This is a genomic window from Micromonospora eburnea, from assembly GCF_900090225.1.
GTDB lineage: Bacteria > Actinomycetota > Actinomycetes > Mycobacteriales > Micromonosporaceae > Micromonospora > Micromonospora eburnea.
Window position 1 is genome coordinate 3,760,981 of record NZ_FMHY01000002.1, and the last position, 16,828, is coordinate 3,777,808.

General features: G+C 73.9%; 18 protein-coding genes. 4 read left to right on the top strand and 14 right to left on the bottom strand.

The features are described from left to right. The first annotated feature begins 34 nt into the window (after window positions 1-34). Both GA0070604_RS17065 and GA0070604_RS17070 read left to right on the top strand, forming a co-directional pair. Complete coding sequence (locus GA0070604_RS17065; protein WP_091118841.1) at window positions 35-709, top strand: hypothetical protein; 675 nt, start codon at window positions 35-37, stop codon at window positions 707-709. 9 nt (window positions 710-718) lie between these two features. Then, complete coding sequence (locus GA0070604_RS17070; RefSeq protein ID WP_091118844.1) at window positions 719-1,051, top strand: putative quinol monooxygenase; 333 nt, start codon at window positions 719-721, stop codon at window positions 1,049-1,051. A gap of 6 nt (window positions 1,052-1,057) precedes the next feature. Here the strand turns inward: GA0070604_RS17070 and GA0070604_RS17075 are convergent, their stop codons facing one another. From GA0070604_RS17075 to GA0070604_RS17085, 3 genes are all read right to left on the bottom strand, one after another. Next, window positions 1,058-2,632, bottom strand: a complete 1,575-nt coding sequence (locus tag GA0070604_RS17075; RefSeq protein ID WP_244161951.1) for a Na+/H+ antiporter — start codon at window positions 2,630-2,632, stop codon at window positions 1,058-1,060. 79 nt (window positions 2,633-2,711) lie between these two features. Further along, on the bottom strand, window positions 2,712-3,332 hold the full coding sequence (locus GA0070604_RS17080; protein ID WP_091118846.1) for an L-threonylcarbamoyladenylate synthase: 621 nt from the start codon (window positions 3,330-3,332) through the stop codon (window positions 2,712-2,714). Between the two features lie 83 nt (window positions 3,333-3,415). After that, a complete protein-coding gene (locus tag GA0070604_RS17085; protein ID WP_091118849.1) occupies window positions 3,416-4,042 on the bottom strand; it encodes an SGNH/GDSL hydrolase family protein in 627 nt (208 codons plus the stop codon). Window positions 4,043-4,252: 210 nt separating this feature from the next. Between GA0070604_RS17085 and GA0070604_RS17090 the strand changes: the two genes are divergently transcribed. Further along, on the top strand, window positions 4,253-5,287 hold the full coding sequence (locus tag GA0070604_RS17090) for a nitronate monooxygenase (RefSeq protein WP_244161952.1): 1,035 nt from the start codon (window positions 4,253-4,255) through the stop codon (window positions 5,285-5,287). A gap of 32 nt (window positions 5,288-5,319) precedes the next feature. Here GA0070604_RS17090 and GA0070604_RS17095 read toward each other — a convergent pair whose 3' ends face one another. The 7 genes from GA0070604_RS17095 to GA0070604_RS17125 all read right to left on the bottom strand — a co-directional run bounded on the left by GA0070604_RS17095 (window position 5,320) and on the right by GA0070604_RS17125 (window position 12,381). Beyond that, window positions 5,320-6,117: an ABC-2 transporter permease gene (locus tag GA0070604_RS17095; RefSeq protein ID WP_091118851.1), complete on the bottom strand. Its 798-nt coding sequence runs from the start codon at window positions 6,115-6,117 to the stop codon at window positions 5,320-5,322. After that, a complete protein-coding gene (locus tag GA0070604_RS17100) occupies window positions 6,117-7,055 on the bottom strand; it encodes an ABC transporter ATP-binding protein (protein WP_091118853.1) in 939 nt (312 codons plus the stop codon). The genes GA0070604_RS17095 and GA0070604_RS17100 overlap by 1 nt, the downstream gene beginning before the upstream one ends. After that, a complete protein-coding gene (locus GA0070604_RS17105; RefSeq protein ID WP_091118856.1) occupies window positions 7,052-7,423 on the bottom strand; it encodes a hypothetical protein in 372 nt (123 codons plus the stop codon). The genes GA0070604_RS17100 and GA0070604_RS17105 overlap by 4 nt, the downstream gene beginning before the upstream one ends. A gap of 43 nt (window positions 7,424-7,466) precedes the next feature. Further along, the gene (locus GA0070604_RS17110) at window positions 7,467-8,093 is read right to left on the bottom strand and encodes a helix-turn-helix domain-containing protein (RefSeq protein WP_091118858.1); all 627 of its coding nucleotides are present in this window, start codon (window positions 8,091-8,093) and stop codon (window positions 7,467-7,469) included. Between the two features lie 152 nt (window positions 8,094-8,245). Beyond that, on the bottom strand, window positions 8,246-8,695 hold the full coding sequence (locus tag GA0070604_RS17115; RefSeq protein WP_091118861.1) for a glutaredoxin domain-containing protein: 450 nt from the start codon (window positions 8,693-8,695) through the stop codon (window positions 8,246-8,248). A 45-nt stretch (window positions 8,696-8,740) separates the two neighbouring features. Continuing rightward, on the bottom strand, window positions 8,741-9,538 hold the full coding sequence (locus GA0070604_RS17120) for a DUF4253 domain-containing protein (RefSeq protein WP_091118863.1): 798 nt from the start codon (window positions 9,536-9,538) through the stop codon (window positions 8,741-8,743). Between the two features lie 47 nt (window positions 9,539-9,585). Further along, entirely contained in the window at window positions 9,586-12,381 is a 2,796-nt protein-coding gene (locus GA0070604_RS17125) for an FAD-binding and (Fe-S)-binding domain-containing protein (RefSeq protein ID WP_091118866.1), read from the bottom strand. 184 nt (window positions 12,382-12,565) lie between these two features. Between GA0070604_RS17125 and GA0070604_RS17130 the strand changes: the two genes are divergently transcribed. Further along, window positions 12,566-13,420: a S1 family peptidase gene (locus GA0070604_RS17130; protein ID WP_091118869.1), complete on the top strand. Its 855-nt coding sequence runs from the start codon at window positions 12,566-12,568 to the stop codon at window positions 13,418-13,420. Window positions 13,421-13,491: 71 nt separating this feature from the next. Here the strand turns inward: GA0070604_RS17130 and GA0070604_RS32485 are convergent, their stop codons facing one another. From GA0070604_RS32485 to GA0070604_RS17145, 4 genes are all read right to left on the bottom strand, one after another. Beyond that, window positions 13,492-13,650 (bottom strand): hypothetical protein, encoded by a 159-nt coding sequence (locus GA0070604_RS32485; protein WP_167363500.1) that lies wholly within the window; start codon window positions 13,648-13,650, stop codon window positions 13,492-13,494. 74 nt (window positions 13,651-13,724) lie between these two features. Continuing rightward, a complete protein-coding gene (locus GA0070604_RS17135) occupies window positions 13,725-14,534 on the bottom strand; it encodes an SAM-dependent methyltransferase (protein ID WP_091118872.1) in 810 nt (269 codons plus the stop codon). A gap of 174 nt (window positions 14,535-14,708) precedes the next feature. Further along, on the bottom strand, window positions 14,709-15,812 hold the full coding sequence (locus GA0070604_RS17140) for a glycoside hydrolase family 18 protein (protein ID WP_244161953.1): 1,104 nt from the start codon (window positions 15,810-15,812) through the stop codon (window positions 14,709-14,711). Between the two features lie 55 nt (window positions 15,813-15,867). Further along, entirely contained in the window at window positions 15,868-16,641 is a 774-nt protein-coding gene (locus tag GA0070604_RS17145; RefSeq protein ID WP_091118875.1) for a nucleotidyltransferase, read from the bottom strand. Between the last annotated feature and the right edge of the window lie 187 nt (window positions 16,642-16,828).

Genomic DNA, 16,828 nt, shown 5'->3' on the forward strand with positions numbered 1-16,828 from the left:
GGTGCCCGGCCTGCGGCCGGCATACAGTGCGGGAATGTGGGAGTCGGTTGCCGCGCCGGTGGTGGGCCTGATGGCCGCCGTCGCCCCGGCCGTCCCGACCGCCCCGACGCCGACAGTGTCGCCGTCACCCACGGTCACCTTCGCGCCGGTGCTCACGTCGACACCGTTCGGCGCGCTACCCGGGCAACGGGTGACACACACCGTCACCATCGCCGGCTCGGGCGCCCTCACGACCGCCCGGGTCACCTTCACCACCACGGCCGATCTCGACGATGTCACCGCCCAGGCCGAGCCGGGTGACTGCACAGTGTCCCCGCGTACCGTCGTCTGCGACCTCGGTGACCTGACCCTGGGCGCCACCCCGGGGGCACCCAGGGTAACGATCAGTGGCCGGATCCGCCCGGGGGCACCCCCGGGCGCGGTGGTCCGCAACCGGGCGACCGTCACGTCGGTGGAGTCCGCCACGACCGGTGCCCAGGTGGCCAGCAACGCCTACCTGCTCCCCGGGCCGACGCACCCACCCACCGACCCGCCGCTGGGGTCGCCGGCCGCCGTGGCCGGTGTCCCAGCGACGGGGTCGACGCGGATGCCGGCGGCCGTGGCGGTGGTGGTGGCCGGAGCGGCCGCGGTGGGCACGCTGCTGCTGGCGCGGCGACGGCGACACCACGAACCGTCCACCCGCCAGGATCGACCTCCCGGCGCCCAGTAGCCTTGACCCATGATCTTCATTACCGCGAAGTTCCGGGTACGGCCCGAGCACGCCGACCGGTGGCCGCAGATCGCCGCCGAGTTCACCGAGGCGACCCGCGCGGAGCCCGGCTGTCTGTGGTTCGACTGGTCCCGCAGCCTCGACGACCCGACCGAGTACGTGCTGGTCGAGGCGTTCCGGGACGACGAGGCCGGCGCCGCGCACGTGCAGTCCGCGCACTTCCGCGAGGCGCAACGGACCCTGCCGCCGTATCTGGTCGAGACGCCCCGGATCGTGAACGTGACGGTGCCGCAGCAGGACTGGTCGCTGCTCGGCGAGATGGCGGTGCCCGAGGGCAGGTAGGGCTGCTCAGTCCTCGCTCTCCGGGCCCAGCAGCCGGATCTCCTCGATGTCGAGGGCGGCCTGCACCTGCCGCAGCACCGCGTCGTCGATCTGGTTGGTGTTCCGCAACCGGGTGATCTCCCGCCGTTTGCGTTCCAGCAGTTCGAGGCGGAACCGTCGGGCGGTCTCGCGCTCCTGCGCGTTCTCCTCGTTGCCCGGCGAGCGCGCGTCCTCCAGGTGCTCCTGGTAGTCGGCACGCAGCCGGTCGACCAGGTCCGGCGACGCGCCGACGGCGACGGCGACCTGCGGCAGGGCGGCCAGCCCGGCCTCCGTGGCCTGGATCCGGGCCCACCGCACCTCGTCGTCCCGCTCCTGGTCGCCGACCAGGCCGGCCCAGCCGACCACGGCGGGCAGGGTGATGCCCTGCACGAGCATGGTCAGCACGATGACCGTGACGGTGACGAAGATGATCAGATCACGGTCGTGCACGGGGGCGCCGGAGTGGGTGGTGACCGGGACGGCGAGCGCGGCGGCGAGCGAGACCGCGCCCCGGAATCCCGCCCAGCCGGCGGCGGTGCGGACCCGGAAGTCGAAACGGCGGGATCGCTGGGACTCGCGCCGGTCGATCGCCTGCAGGGCCGGCAGGGCGGACTGCATCCAGACCAGCCGGGTGACCACCACGACCAGCGTGACCAGCACCGCGATACCGAACGCCTGGGTCGGCGTGTGACTGGTGATGCCGCGCAGCGCGCGCGGGACCTGCATGCCGAGCAGCACGAAGAGACTGCCGTTGACCATGAAGGTGGCGAGGTCCCAGAACGCGAACGCGGTCAGCCGGGAGCGGGCCCGGATCAGCCGCGGCCCGGCGTACGAGAGCACCAGGCCGACCACCACGACGGCGAGGACGCCGCTGGCGTGCACCGTCTCGGCCAGCAGGAACGCGACGAACGGGGTGAGGATGCTCAGCCCGCCCTCGCGCATCGGGTCGTCGACGTACTTGCGGATCAGGATGACCACGCCGCCGACGAGCAGTCCCGCGGCGACCCCGGCCACGGCCGAGCCGACGAAGCTGCCGGCCAGACCGAGCGGGCCGGGCACCGCCCCGCCGGCGATCACTCCGACGGTGACGGAGAAGAGCACCAGGGCCGTACCGTCGTTGATCAGGCTCTCCGCGCGCAGGGTGGTGAGGATGCCGCGCGGCATCCGCTTGGCCAGGCCGGCGACGGCGGCGGCGTCGGTGGGCGCGAGGACCGCGCCGAGCACCCAGGCCGCCGCCGGCGAGACCCCGAGCACCTGCGCGCCGTACGCGACGACGACCGCTGTGATGATCACCAGCCCGACGGCGAGCAGCGTGATGACGAGGAGGTTGGCCCGGATCTCGCGGAGACTGATGACGAGGCTCTCCCGGTAGAGGATCGCGGGCAGGAAGAGCAGCAGCACGACGTTCGGTTCGAGCGTCACCTGGGAGAACGGGGACAGCAGGCCGAGCCCCGCCCCCATGACGATGAGCAGCACGGGCGGCGCGACACGGTAGCGGCCGCCGATGGTGGTGCCGATGAGCACGGTGGCGCCCAGCACCGCGATCAGCACGAGCCCGCCCACGTCGCCCCCTGTCACCCGCTCGCCGCCCCAACATGGTGGTACCGCGGGCGGAGCCGACGGGGTGGAACAGGATAAATCGCTATGCGAAGCGGGCCGGGTCGCCGGCGCCGTGCCGCAGGATCTCCGGTTCCGGGCCGGACAGGTCGACCACGGTGGTGGGCTCCAAGCCGCACTCGCCGGCGTCGATCACGGCGTCGACGAGGTGGTCGAGCCGTTCCTTGATCTCCCAGCCCTGGGTCATCGGCTCCTCGTCGCCGGGCAGCAGCAGGGTGCTGGAGAGCAGCGGCTCCCCCAGCTCGGCGAGCAGCGCCTGGGTGACCGTGTGCCTGGGCACGCGCACCCCGACCGTACGCTTGCGGGGCTCCTGGAGCCGGCGTGGCACCTCCTGGGTGGCCGGCAGGATAAAGGTGTAACTGCCCGGGATGGCGGCCTTCACCAGACGGAAGACCGAGTTGCTGACCTTGACGAACTGGCCGAGCTGGGCGAAGTCGCGGCAGACCAGGGTGAAGTGGTGCCGGTCGTCGAGCCGGCGGATCTCCCGGATCCGGTCCACCCCGTCCCGGTTGCCGATCCGGCAGCCGAAGGCATAGCAGGAGTCCGTCGGGTAGGCGATCAGCCCGTCGCCCCGGACCAGGTCGACCACCTGTCGCAGGGTGCGCGGTTGGGGGTTGTCCGGATGCAGGTCGTAGTACCTCGCCACGACGCCCAGCCTATGCCTCCGCCGCGCGGGCCCGCCCACCCCGGGGGCGGCAGGAGAACGGGCAGCGGGACGACGGGTCGTCCTCAGGCCGCCGGGGTGATCGCCCGCAGCCACTGCTGGGCGAGCAGCGCGTGGCCGAACGGCGTCAGGTGCACCCCGTCGTTGGTCCACACCCGGCTGTCGACGTCGGCGGCCTGGAACAGCTCGTCCACCGCGACCAGCGTCGCGTCGTACTCGACGGCGAGCCGGCGGACCACGTCGACCTTCTCGTCGAGGTCCTCCCGCCAGGCGCGCTTGACCTCGTCGAGCGGGATCACGAAGGGTTCGATCAGGACGATCCGTGCGCCCAGCCGCCGGGTCGACTCCAGGATGTGCCGGTAGTCGCGGGCGAAGTCGGTGGCGCTGGTCGGGTCGTTCTCGCTGTACCGCCGCCAGGTGTCGTTGATGCCGATCAGCACCGACACCACCTGCGGGGCGAGAGCCAGGCAGTCGGCCTCCCAGCGGGCGCGCAGGTCGCGTACCCGGTCACCGCTGACGCCACGATTGACGAAACCGGCCCGGTGTGCGGGGTGGCGGGCGGTGAACCACGCGCCGGCCATCATGGCGTACCCGGTGCCGAGATCGTCGCCGCAGGACCGGTCCCGTCCGGCGTCGGTGATGCTGTCACCGATGAAGAGCACCCGGCCGCCGTGCGGCACCTGCACCGTCATCCGCTCGTCCCCTCCCGCTCGACGTCAAGATCATGCCGTACCCCGTCCGGGTGGCGGGGGCCGGGGGCCGGCCGGAACGCGACGAGATATGCGGCCTGCGGGCCGTCGCGTCTCGACCGTTGAGCCCGACCAGGGAATCGCGAACGTACGGCCAGGGAGCACGAGCACCGTGGAGCGGCGCCGCCGCCCGCGGCCGGGCAGACTGGGCGCGTGGACAGTCACCGCAGAGACCTGCTCGGGGTGGACGGGCCGGTGGTCGCGGCGCCGATGGCCGGCGGGCCGACCACCACGGGGCTGGCCGCGGCGGTCGGCGCGGTCGGTGCGTTCGCGTTCCTGGCCGCCGGCTACCGGACGCCGGAGGCGACGGCGGACGACATCGCCGTCGCGCGCGCCGCCGGCCACCCCTTCGGGGTGAACGTCTTCGTGCCCACCCCGGTGCCTGTCACGGAGGCGGAGTTCCGCCGCTACGCGGCCCGCATCGCCGCCGAGGGCGCACCCTACGGACTCGACCTGGCGGCAGCCGGCCGCGTCGAGGACGACGACCACTGGGCAGCGAAGATCGACCTGTTGGTCCACGACCCGGTGCCGGTGGTCAGCTTCACCTTCGGTCTCCCGCCGGCCGGCGTGGTGCGGGACCTGCGGCGGGCCGGCAGCCGGGTGCTGGTCACGGTCACCGACCTGGCGGAGGCCACGGCCGCCGCCGACCTGGGGGTGGACGGGCTGGTCGCGCAGAGCGCGCACGCCGGCGGCCACTTCGGCACCTTCACCCCGGACCGCCCGCCACCCGACCGCCCGCTACCCGAGTTGGTCGGCCTCGTCGCCGGCCGGACCGGGCTGCCCGTCCTCGCCGCCGGCGGCGTGGCCGGCGGGCCGGACATCCGGTCCGCGCTCGCCGCCGGCGCGACCGGCGTCCTGGTCGGCACGCTGCTGCTGCGGGCGGACGAGAGCGGCGCGAACCGCACCCACCGCGACGCGCTGGCCGATCCCCGCCGGGACCGGACCGTGGTCACCCGGGCGTTCACCGGCCGGCCGGCCCGAGCGTTGCGTAACGGCTTCGTCGACCGGCACGGCGCACTGGCGCCGTCGGGCTACCCGGCGCTGCACCACCTGACCCGGCCGCTGCGCACCGCCGCCGCCCTGGCCGGCGACGCCGACCGGCTGCACCTGTGGGCCGGCACCGGCTTTCGCGCCGCCCGGGCCGCCCCGGCGGCCGGGATCATCGCGGAGCTGACCCGGACGCTCTGACCCCGGGTCGGTCGGCCAGCGGCTCGCGGCGGTCAGGTGACGTCCCGGCGCAGCGGCACGAGCACCGCGACCGCCGAGGCCACCAGCGTGTACGCCAGCATCAGCAGGGCGCCGGCCACCGGTGACAGCAGCTGCACCGGCCGGGTGGCGAGCTGCTCCGCCATCGCGTCGGCCAGGTAGGTGTAGTTGCTCAGGGCGGCGGTCGCCCCACCGGGCAGGAACGGATAGGCCAGGTTCACCCCGGGGATCATCATCAGCAGCGTCTCGCCCAGATACAGGTAGCCGACCACCACGGCGAGCGCCGCGATCTGGTTGCGCAGCAGGGCTCCGACGGCGACGCCGAGCAGCAGATAGGCGACCATCGCCAGGCCCATCCGGGCGAGCAGCCCCAGCACGGTGCCGACCGGCATGCCGAGCGTGACACCGCGTACCGCGGCCGCGCCGAACAGCCCGAGGGCCGCCGTGCCGGCCAGCACGATGCCGTACGCCGTTCCAGCCACCCCGTACGCGACGAGCTTGGCGGTCAGCACCTGCCAGCGGCGCGGCGCGAACAGAAAGGTCACCGCGATCGTGCGGTGCCGGTACTCGCTGGTGATGGCCACGGTGCCGAGAGCGGCCGGGACGAAGGCGGTGAAGCCCACGATGCCCAGCACCGACCGGACCCCGGTCTCGGTGTCCAGGCCGGGCATCGGTGGGGTGAAGTTCTCCGGGCCGCCGAGGGCCAGTGCGCCGAGCAGCCCGCCGCCGAGCAGCGCGGCGACCACCAGGGCCACGGCCCACATCCGGGTGGCCAGCAGCCGGCGGAACTCCGCCCTGATCACGAGTCGCATCACAGGTCCGCCTGTTCAGAGGTGGTGTTCGCAGCGCCGGTGAGGCGCAGGAAGAGCTGTTCGAGCCCGGCGGCCTCGGTGCCGAGTTCATGGATTCGCAGCCCGTGGGTGGCCGCTACGGCAGCGATCTCGGGCGTCGACATGCCGTACACCCGTAGCTGGTCGACGCCGACGGCGGCCACCTGGAACGCGTCGGCGGGGTCCGGGCCGGCCGCCGTGAGCGCGGCGGCCAGCGCCGCGGCGTCGGGAGTGCGGACCAGCGCCGCCGGCGGCCCGGCCAGGCGTGACCAGGGACCGGCGGCGACCAGCTCGCCGCCGCGGATCACCACCACGTCGTCGGCCAACTGCTCCACCTCGCTGAGCACGTGGCTGGAGACCAGCACCGTGCGCCCGTCCGCGGCCAGGCCGCGCAGCAGGGACCGCAGCCATGCCATGCCCTCCGGGTCGAGGCCGTTGCTCGGCTCGTCGAGCAGCAGGACACGCGGGTCGCCGAGCAGCGCGGTAGCCAGGTTCAGCCGTTGCCGCATGCCGGTGGAGAACCCGCCGACCCGACGGTCGGCCACCGCGGTCAGGCCGAGCCGGTCCAGCAGCTCGGTGACCCGCCGCGCGGGGTGGCCGCCCATCGCGGCGTACACCGCGAGGTGGTCGCGGGCGGTGTGGCCGGGGTGGACGGCGGCGGCGTCGAAGAGCGCGCCGACCGTGCTGGACGGGCGGTCGAGCCGCGCGTACGGCCGGCCGCCGATGGTGGCGTGGCCCGAGGTGGGGGCCACCAGGCCGGTGATCATGCGCATGGTGGTGGTCTTGCCGGCCCCGTTCGGGCCGAGGAAGCCGGTGACCCGGCCGGGCTCGACGGTGAAGCTGATGTCGCGGACGGCGGTGACGGCACCGAACCGTTTGGTCAGCCGGGACACCTCGATGGGCAGGCGTTCCCCGGTCACGGCCGGCCCGCCGTCGCGTGCTGGATCGCCTCGACGAGCCGTGGCGCCGCCGGGGCCGACAGCACGATCTCGTCGTACTCGACGTGTCCGGTCGACCGGTCGAGCAGCAGGTGCAGACCGGGCTCGCCACGGCGGGCCGAGACGAGCTGGCGGGGTCTGGCGAAGACGCCCCAGACACCGATCTTGATGAAGCCGGAGACCACGAGGCCGCTCCGGGCGCCCCGGGCCAGGCGTAGCGGCTGGTCGACGCAGGACGCCTGCCGCACGGCGGAGAGTGGGACGGTCAGCTGGTCACGGCGCAGCCAGATCCGCTCGCCGGAGCTGAACCGGATGTCGAGTTGCTCGCCGGTGACGGCCACTACGGCCATGGACACTCCTTACGTCGGGCCCGCAGGCGGGCCGGGGCGGTGCTCAGCTTTGGTCGGCGTCACCGGGTGGCCCGGGCACGGGGCCCGCGGTGGGCGGTGGCGCGGTGGTGGCTGCGGAGTCGCTGCCGGGTGCCGGGTCGACCGGCATCAGGACGGTGGCCAGCAGGCGAGCCACCCGGTCCGGGCCGGGTCGGTTGGCCAGCCGGGGCGCGATCACCCCGGCCAGCTCCGCGGCGAACTCGGCGAACTCCTCGTCGGAGAGGTGCAGCACCACCTGCTGGTAGCCGACGCCGTCGGCGACCAGGTCGATCCGGTCCCGGGACAGGTATCGGGAGAACTCCGCGAGCAGGCTGGACACGAAAGCCGTGAACCACCGCGCGTGGTCCTCGGCGCTGGCGTCGGCGAGCTCCGTCGGGCCGAGGGCCGCGCCATGGGCGGGCAGCGCGTACACCCGCTCGACGGTGCCGCGCACCTTCCGCTCCTCGACCACGTCCAGCAGCCCGCCCGCCACGAGCGCCGCCACGTGCCGGTAGAGCGTGGCCTGTGGCACGTCCGGCAAGGCGTTGACAAGGTCACGAGTGGTGCGGCGGGCACCGGCGACCGATCGCAGGATCCGGATCCGCACCGGATGCAGCGCCAGTTCCGCCCAACGGTCGGCCGAAGAGGTCATGACCCGACATTATCATTCCCGATAATGAGAACGTTAGCCGCGGGCGATCTGCTCCGTGCGGCGCAAATGGTGGTCACCGGCCGCGGTGAGACCACCACGTGCCGCACATGGAGTCGCTCAAGGCCGGGATCCCCGGGTGATGATGCTCAGCTCTACGGACGGTCACCGGTGGGTGAGGTCGGGCCGGTCAGCCGCTGGAGCAGCCAGGCCGGCTCCGGGTTCACCGCCGCCTCGCCGCGCGCCACCACGGTCGGGACGGTCTCGTCGCCCCCGGTGACGGCCCGCACCGCGGCTGCTCCGGCCGGATCACGCCAGATGTCGACCCAGTGCACCTGACCGGCCCGGCCGCCGAGCCGGCGCCGCAGCCGCAGGCAGTACCGGCAGCCGGGCCGCCAGTACACGATCGGGCGGCCGTCCCGGGCGCTGCGTTCCTGCGCCTGCGCGGCGGTCAGCGACCTCGGGAACACCAGCGGCGAGAACAGGACGGCCAGCGCCGCGAAGACGAGGAACTCCACGACGGCGACCCACGGATGGTGCTGGGTGGCCGCCACGAACAACCCGCAGGCCAGTACGACGGCCGCCAACCACCAACTTCGCAACACGTCGCCGAATGCTACGCCGCCGGGCGTCCCGTGCCCGCCGCGCCGTCAGTCCCACCAGAAGGACCAGGAGTTCATGCCGAGGATCTCCTCGGCATAGGCGGTGAGCGTGTCGGTGCCCTGCCAGACGTTGTCGGGGGCGAAGGCGAAGTGCTCGGCGGCGACCCGTAGGGCGTGGCGGGGCGTGGCGGGGGGCGCGGCGACGCTGAGGTGCAGGGTGTCGAACCCGACGGCGACCACGCGAGCGCCGAACCGCTCCTCCCAGCTTCGTACGACGGCGGCGACCTCGCCGGTGTCGTGGTAGTTGGCCGGGCCGGACCAGCCGGTCACGGCCAGGGCGTCGGAACCGCGGGTTGCCGCCACCAGACCGAGCCGCGCGGGCTCGTCTCGCAGGAACTCCGCGTACCGGTCGGCGAAGTGGGCGGCGGGCCCCACCGAGTCTCCGGGCTCGGCCAGCCCGGGCCAGGTCCGCCGGAACGGGGCCGTGATGGCGGCGCGGTCCACCGCCGGCAGCATGTCGCCATCGTCGTCGGCGCCGGTGCTGGCGTGCCACCACCGGGCCAGCAGTTCCGCCGCGTCGTGCTGATCCGGCGACGACGTGCCGGCCGGATAGACCTCGCCGTCGGCCCAGGGTCGGCTCTCCTCACCGGACAACCCGCTCAGCAACAGCGGCCACAGCCCGGTCTCGCGGTGCCGGGACCGCATCCGCACCCACACCTCGGGGTCGACCGGGGCGTCGCTCAGCCAGTACGGCGGTGGTCCGCCGCCCTCCGGCTCCACGGTGCGACCCGATGGCAGGGTCCCCGGCGGGAGGGAGTCGAGCAGGCGGGTCAGCATCGCGGTCATGGCGGGACCGTAGGAGATCCGTACGACAAACCGGCGCGTGGACGCGGTCAGGCCGTGGCGTCGGCGAGGAGTTCCAGCAGGTGACGGTACGGCTGGCCGGTCGCCCGGGCCATCCCGATCTCGCAGGTACGGTTCACCGAGGCGTACCCGTCGAAGGACCGGCGGGCGACGGCGTCGGCCTCGGCACGGGTGGCCGAGGCGGTCAACTCGGGACGCAGCAGACCACGGTCACCGGCGAAGCCGCAGCACTGCCAGCCATCGGGCACCACCACCTCGTCGGCGACCGCGCGGGCCACGGTGAGCAGCGCCTCGTCCAGCCCCAACCGGGTGGACGAGCAGGTCGGGTGCAGGGCGAGTGAGCCCAACCGGCGCCGGACGGTGAGCCGGGGCAGCAGCTCCGTGGCCGCGTACCCGACGGCGTCGACGACCCGCAGCCCACCGGCGTCGGCGAGCAGTTTGGCGAAGCCCTCCGTGCAGGAGGCGGCATCGCTGACCACGGGCAGCGTGCCGTCCCGGCTGGCCGCCCGCAACGCCGCCGGCACCCGGTCGCGCACCGCCTGGTAGCCGGCGGTGAGGCCCTTCGACGACCAGGGCGTGCCGCAGCACATGCTCGCCACCCCGTCAGGCACGAGCAGGCGCACCCCGGCCCGCTCGGCGAGGGTGAGCAGCGCGGCGGCGACACCCGACCCGCCCTCGGCCGGCGCGAACAGCGTGCCCAGACAGGACGGCACGAAGACCGCGTCCGGGTCGTCCACCGGGCGCGGGCGGCGCACCGCGCCGCCCCGGGGCAGGTCCCGCCGCCACTGCGGCACCCGCCCCGCGCCGAGCACCGTCCGAGCCGCCCGGGTGCCCGCCTCCGGCAGGGCGGGTGGCAGCGCGCCGGCCAGGTTCAGCCCGCCCGCCATGCCCCGGGTGACCGCGCCCCACCGGTTGGCCGCCCCGCGCCAGCCCGCCTGCGCGGCCCGGCCGGTGCCCTCGGTACGCAGCCGCTTCACCAGGTCACCCGTGTTGATCAGCACCGGGCAGGCGGTCGCGCACATGCCGTCGACCGCGCAGGTGTCCACCGCGTCGTACCCGTACGCGGCCGTCAACTCCCGGGCCAGCGCCTGGTCACCGGCGGCGCGGGCGGCGGCGATCTCCCGGCGCAGCACGATCCGCTGGCGGGGTGTGGTGGTCAGGTCTCGGCTGGGGCAGACCGGCTCGCAGTAGCCACACTCGACGCAGCGGTCCACCTCGGGTTCGACCGTGGGCACGGTCTTCAGGTGCCGCAGGTGGATCTCGGGATCGTCGCTGAGCAGCACCCCGGGATTGAGCACACCGTCAGGGTCGCAGAGCCTCTTCACCTCGCGCATCACCGCGTACAGCTCGTCGCCGAACTGCCGGCGCACGTACGGGGCCATCACCCGGCCGGTGCCGTGCTCGGCCTTGAGCGTGCCACCGTGGCCGAGCACCAGGTCGACCATCTCCTCGGTGAACTCGGCGTAGCGCGCCGGGGCCACGCCGCCGGAGAACCGCTCGTTGAGCAGGAAGTGCAGGTTGCCGTCCTTGGCGTGGCCGAAGATCACGCTCTGCTCGTACCGGTGCCGGGCGAACAGGTCGGTGAGCGCGGCGCAGGTGTCGGCGAGCGCGTCCACCGGGACGGCGATGTCCTCCAGCAGCGCGGTGGTCCCCGACGGGCGGGCGCCGGCGACTGCCGCGTACAGGCCCTTGCGGATGTGCCACAGCGCGGCGCGGGCAGCCGCCTCGCCGCTGAGCCGGGCCGGGGCGGTCAGCGGCAGCTCGGCCAGCACCGGCCGGCCCGTCGCCACCCGCTCGGCGAGCGTGTCCGGGTCGGACTCCTGCCACTCCACCAGCAGCGCCGCGTGCTCGCGTACCGCGAGGCCGCGCAGCGCGGCGTCCGCCTTCGGGTCGACCTGGGCGACCCGCAACGCGGCGGCGTCGAGCAGCTCGATCGCCGCCGGCCCGGCGGCCACGAGCGCCGGCATGGCCGCCATCGCCGCACCGAGGGTGTCGAAGACCAGCAGGCCGGTCGCGGCGTGCCGGTGCGCCGGTACGGTGCGGAAGGTCGCCGCCGCCACGAAGGCGAGCGTGCCCTCGCTGCCCACCACGAGCCGGGTCAGCAGCTCCGCGGGCGTGTCGTGGTCGAGGAACGCGTTCACCCCGTACCCCATGGTGTTCTTCATGGCGTACTGGGCGCGGATGCGGCGCACCGAGTCGGGGTTACCGCGCACCCGGTCGCGCAGCCGCAGCAGGCCGGCGTGCAGCTCCGGCTCGGTGGCCCGCAGCCGGTCGTCGGCGTCCGGGGCGCCGGTGTCCAGCACGGTGCCGCTGGGCAGCACCAGCAGCAGCGACTCCAGCGTCCGGTAGGTGTTGAACTCGGTGCCGCAGGTCATCCCGCTGGAGTTGTTGGCCACCACGCCGCCCACCGTGCAGGCGGATTCGCTGGCCGGGTCCGGGCCGAGCCGCCGGCCGTACGGGGCGAGCCGGTTGTTCACCTGCCGCAGCACCACCCCCGGCTGCACCCGGACGCGGCGGCCCTCGTCGAGAACGGCCAGGTCGCGGAAGTGCCGGCGGGTGTCGACCAGCAGCCGGTCGGTGACGGCCTGGCCGCTGAGGCTGGTGCCGCCGGAGCGGAAGGTCAGCGGGGTTCCGGTGCGGCGGCTGTGCCGCAGCAGCGAGGCGACCTGCTCCGCGTCGGCCGGGGCGACCACCGCGGCGGGATGCAGCAGGTAGTGGGAGGCGTCGTGGGCGAACCCCAGGCGGTCGACGGCCCGGGTGCGCACACCGCCCGGGACCGCCTCATCCAGTCCGGCCAGCGCGGCCCCGCTCAGCTCCGATCCCATCGGCGCACCTCCCCGCCACACCCTAACCAGCGCGGGCCGGCCGGGGATCGGCCCCTTGCAGGCGCATCGATCCGAATAGATACTCACGGCTACAGCGCTCGTCGAGGTCGGCCCCCGACCAGATCCCGGCGACCGGCAGGGACGCCGACGCAACCGGCGGCCCTCACCGTCCGAGGAGGAGACCGTGAGAATCCGCCGCAATCGACTGACACCGCTGCTCGCCGCGACCGCCGGCCTGGTGGCCGCCGGCGCGTTCACCGTCCCGGCCGCCGCCGCTCCGCCGAGCTACACCGCGGACCAGCTCGCCCGGGTCGACGCCGCCGTACGGGCCTCCGGTGTCGAGGGCATCGCCTGGCACGTGGACGCCGCCTCCGGCCGGGTCGTGGTAAGCGCCGACGAGACCGTCTCCGCCGCCGAGGTCGCCACGCTCAAGAAGAGCGCCAGCGCCGAGGCGGGCGCGATCCGGGTCGACCGGGTCCGCGGCACCTTCCGCCCGCTGCTGTCGGCCGGCGACGCGATCTACGGAAGCGGCTACCGCTGCTCGCTCGGCTTCAACGTGGTCAAGTCCGGCGTGTACTACTTCCTCACCGCCGGGCACTGCGGAAACGTCGTCAAGACCTGGTACACCGACTCCGGCCAGAAGACGCTGATCGGCCCGACCACCGGCTCCAGCTTCCCCGGCAGCGACTACGCCCTGGTCCGCTACGACAACACCGCGCTGAGTCACCCCGGCGGCTACACCGCCGCCAACGCGTACGTGGGCGAGGCGGTCAAGCGGACCGGCTCGACCACCGGCACCAAGAGCGGCACCGTGACGGCCCTGAACGCGACCGTCCGCTACCAGGGCGGCGGCACCGTCAGGGGCCTGATCCAGACCACGGTCTGCGCCGAGCCGGGCGACTCCGGCGGCCCGCTCTACGACGGTACGAAGGCGCTCGGCATCACCTCCGGCGGCAGTGGTGACTGCAAGTCCGGCGGCACCACGTTCTACCAGCCCGTTCCCGCGGCGGCCAGCGCCTACGGCGTGACCGTCTACTGATCCACCGGAGGCGTACCGGGGACCGCCGCCGGCGACGGCGCGGTCCCCGCCGTACGACCGGGCCTGTCGGCTCAGGCGCTGGCGCCCGAGTAGGAGCGCGGCGAACGCCGCCTTGCCGCGGTGGCCACGACCACCGCGACCGCCGCCAGCATCACGGTCGGCGCGTACCTCAGCAGGATCGCGCACGGGTGCACCCGGAAGTGCTTCGTCAGGTCGCGCACCTCGATCACCGCCCGACCGCAACGGGGAGCCACCGGAGATCGACATCGGTTCTCGGCCCCGCCGCCGGGCGGGGCCGACCGGATCAGCCGTTCTTGCGCCCCACCGCGCAGTACTCGGAGGTGGGGGTGGTGTCGTTGCCGTCCGGACGCCACTGGGAGCAGGTGACCAGGCCGGGTTCGAGAAGTTCGAGTCCGTCGAAGTACCGGCCGATCACGGCCGGGCTCCGGATCGCCATCTGCGCGGCGCCGCCATCGTTCCACATCGCCAGCGCCCGGTCGACCGCCTCCGGGTTGACCTCCCGGGTGGGGTGTGACAGGACCAGGTAGCTGCCCGCCGGCACCGCGTCAACCAGCCGTCGAACGACGCGGAGCGCCTCCTCGTCGTCGACGACGAAGTTGACGATGCCGAGCAGCATGACGGCGATCGGCTGGTCGAAGTCCAGCGTCCGGCGCGCCTCGGCCAGGATCAGCTCCGGGTCGCGCAGGTCCGCCTCGATGTAGTCGGTGGCGCCCTCCGGACTGCTGGTCAGCAGGGCCCGGGCGTGCACCAGCACCATCGGGTCGTTGTCGACGTAGACGATGCGCGACTCCGGCGCGGCCGCCTGGGCGACCTCGTGGGTGTTGTTCGCCGTCGGCAGCCCGGTGCCGATGTCGAGGAACTGCCGGATACCGGCCTGGCCGGCGAGGTGGCGGACCGCGCGGCCGAGGAACTCCCGGTTGAACCGGGCCGACTGGACCAGCTCCGGCAGGAAGGCGAGGACCTGCTCGGCGGCCTGGCGGTCGGCCGCGAAATTGTCCTTCCCGCCGAGGAGGTAGTTCCACAGGCGGGCCGAATGCGGGACGCTGGTGTCCAGCGCGTCGGCGCGCGTGGCGGTCGCGGGCTTCTCCGTCACAGACGCTCCTTTATGTACGGCGGTTCCGGACAGCCTAGATCAAGCGGCGGTCCGGCCGGGAGTACGGGATGGGATCAACTCCGCGTACGGCAAGGGGTGCTCTCGCGGCCGCCCGTGACCACGACATGCCACACACGGAGTTGATCAGAAGCCAGTCTCGCCGGGAGTCGGTGCTCAGCTCTGCCGCAGGGCCGGCATCGGCACCGGCACGGCCAGCGCGGTCGCCCCGGCGCCGGCGCCACGCTCGCAGGTGTTCGGCGGCGCGGTGCCGATACCCCTGACGGCGGGGCGTTCGGCCGCCCAGAACATGAAACCGAGCATGCCGGCGGTGGTGCCCGCGCCGTTGGGAGCGACGCTCTGCGCGTACGGGGCGGCGGCCCGCTGCACCGAGGTCGCGTAGTCGACGCACTCCGGCAGCGGCTTGCCGCCGTAGGCGAGATAGATGCCGCCGGTGAACTTGGCCGGGGCGAGCGGCGGCACCGGCGGGGCGTACTGCGGCTTCCCGTCGACGTGCTCCTGCCAGCTCGCCTGCGAGGTGCTGGCGGAGGCGGGCCGGGCCGCCACCATCGCGTTGGCGTAGTCGAGGACCGGGGTGTCGGTACGCAGCCAGTCGGCGGTGGCCTTGCGGTTGAGGGCGATCAGGTAGCGGTCGCCGGCGGCGACGTCGATGGTGAGCCGGGCCTGGGGCCGGGCGCCGGTGGCGTCGTACGGGTGAACCGCCCGGTAGGCGTCGAGGAAGGACTGCAGGCCGGCGAGGTTCGGGTTGGTGTTCTGCTCGTAGTCGATCTCGATACCGACGCCGAGCCGGGTGGCGACCGCGGCGGCCCGCTGGCCGAGCAGGGTGGGGTTCTCGGCGAGGGCGGCGTCCCAGGCGTCGGTGTAGGTGATGCCGCCGACGGAGAGCATGACCCGCACGCCGTGGGCGGTGAACCAGCCGACAATCTCGGGGGTCATGCCGCGCGGCACGCCGTCGAGGGTGGTCGCGTTGGTGGTCTGGCGCAGCAGGTCGAGGGGGTTGACGAAGCTGAGCACCACGAGGTTGACGGCGGGACGGCCGTCTCCCCGGTCGATCAGCCAGTGGTTCTGGCTGTCGAACTCGGCCACCGTGCGGGTCGTGCCCCAGGTGCAGTAGTCGTTTCCGCAGTGCCACGCGCCGTAGACCTGGATCGGGGTGGTCGCGAGGGGCGCGGGGGCCGGCCCGGGCGGCGGCGCGGCGGCCGCCGGGGTGGCGGTGGCGAGGGTGAGTAGGAGCGCGGCCAGGGCTACCGAGCGTCGCATGGGGACCTCCCCAACTCATCCGTACACCTTGTTTACAGTAGAGCGTCGAGCCACGTCAATGCCTTCCAGCGATCTCGTCGAGCACTCGACGCTGGAAGGCCCGCGCCTCGACGCCGCCCGGCGGCGGGCCACCCCGGCGGGCCGCGATCGCCCGCCCGATCAGGTCGGCGCCCTCGCCACGCTCGGCGATCCGCCGTCCGGCATCCGCCTTGGCCAGCCACACCCCGTCCCGGAAACGGACCAGGGAACGGCACGCGCCGAGCACGGCGTCCTCCGCGCCGGGAGCCGGGCCGTCGCCGTCGGGCGTCGGCAGCGCCAGCCACCAGGACAGCGCCGCGACCAGCAGCCGGCGGAGGTCGTCCGGGGCCGGGTCGGCGAAGACCTCGGCGGCGGGCGGGCCGAGCAGGGCCAGCCCGGACTGGCGCAGGATGCTGCGGTCGAGGGCGTACCAGAACCGGCCGTCGACCTCCGGCCGGTCGGCCGGGTCGTACGTGGCGCGAAACGGCATGGTCGCCCCGGTGTTCAGTTCCACCTCGAAGCCCGGGTCCGGGCTGCCGGAGGCGGCCACGTCCCGCCGGTAGACGACCAGTTCCAGGCCGCGCGCCGGGCACGGCAGCGCCTCGTGCCGCAGCCGGTGCACCAGCGCCCGTTTCGCCGCGCCGCCCACCGGCCGGGCCACCACCAGCGCCACGTCCACGTCACTGCGTCCCGCCTGGTAGGCGCCGAGCCCCACCGACCCGGCCGCGTACGCGCCGACCAGGTCCGCGCCGAGGATCGCCCGGGCCCGGTCGACCAGCTCGGCCAGATACCCGCGTACGTCGTCGTCCATGCCCGGCATCCTGCCCGGTCCGGCCGACGGCGGCCCCGGTCCACCCGGTCCGGCGGGCCGGGACAGCGGACGGCCAGCGCGCCAGGGACCAGCGCGCCGTCGACGGCGGGAACCGCCGGCGATGGGTGGCGGCAATTCCTTGCCGGACGCGACGCGCCCGATTTCGATCAGCCGCAGACTGTAATCG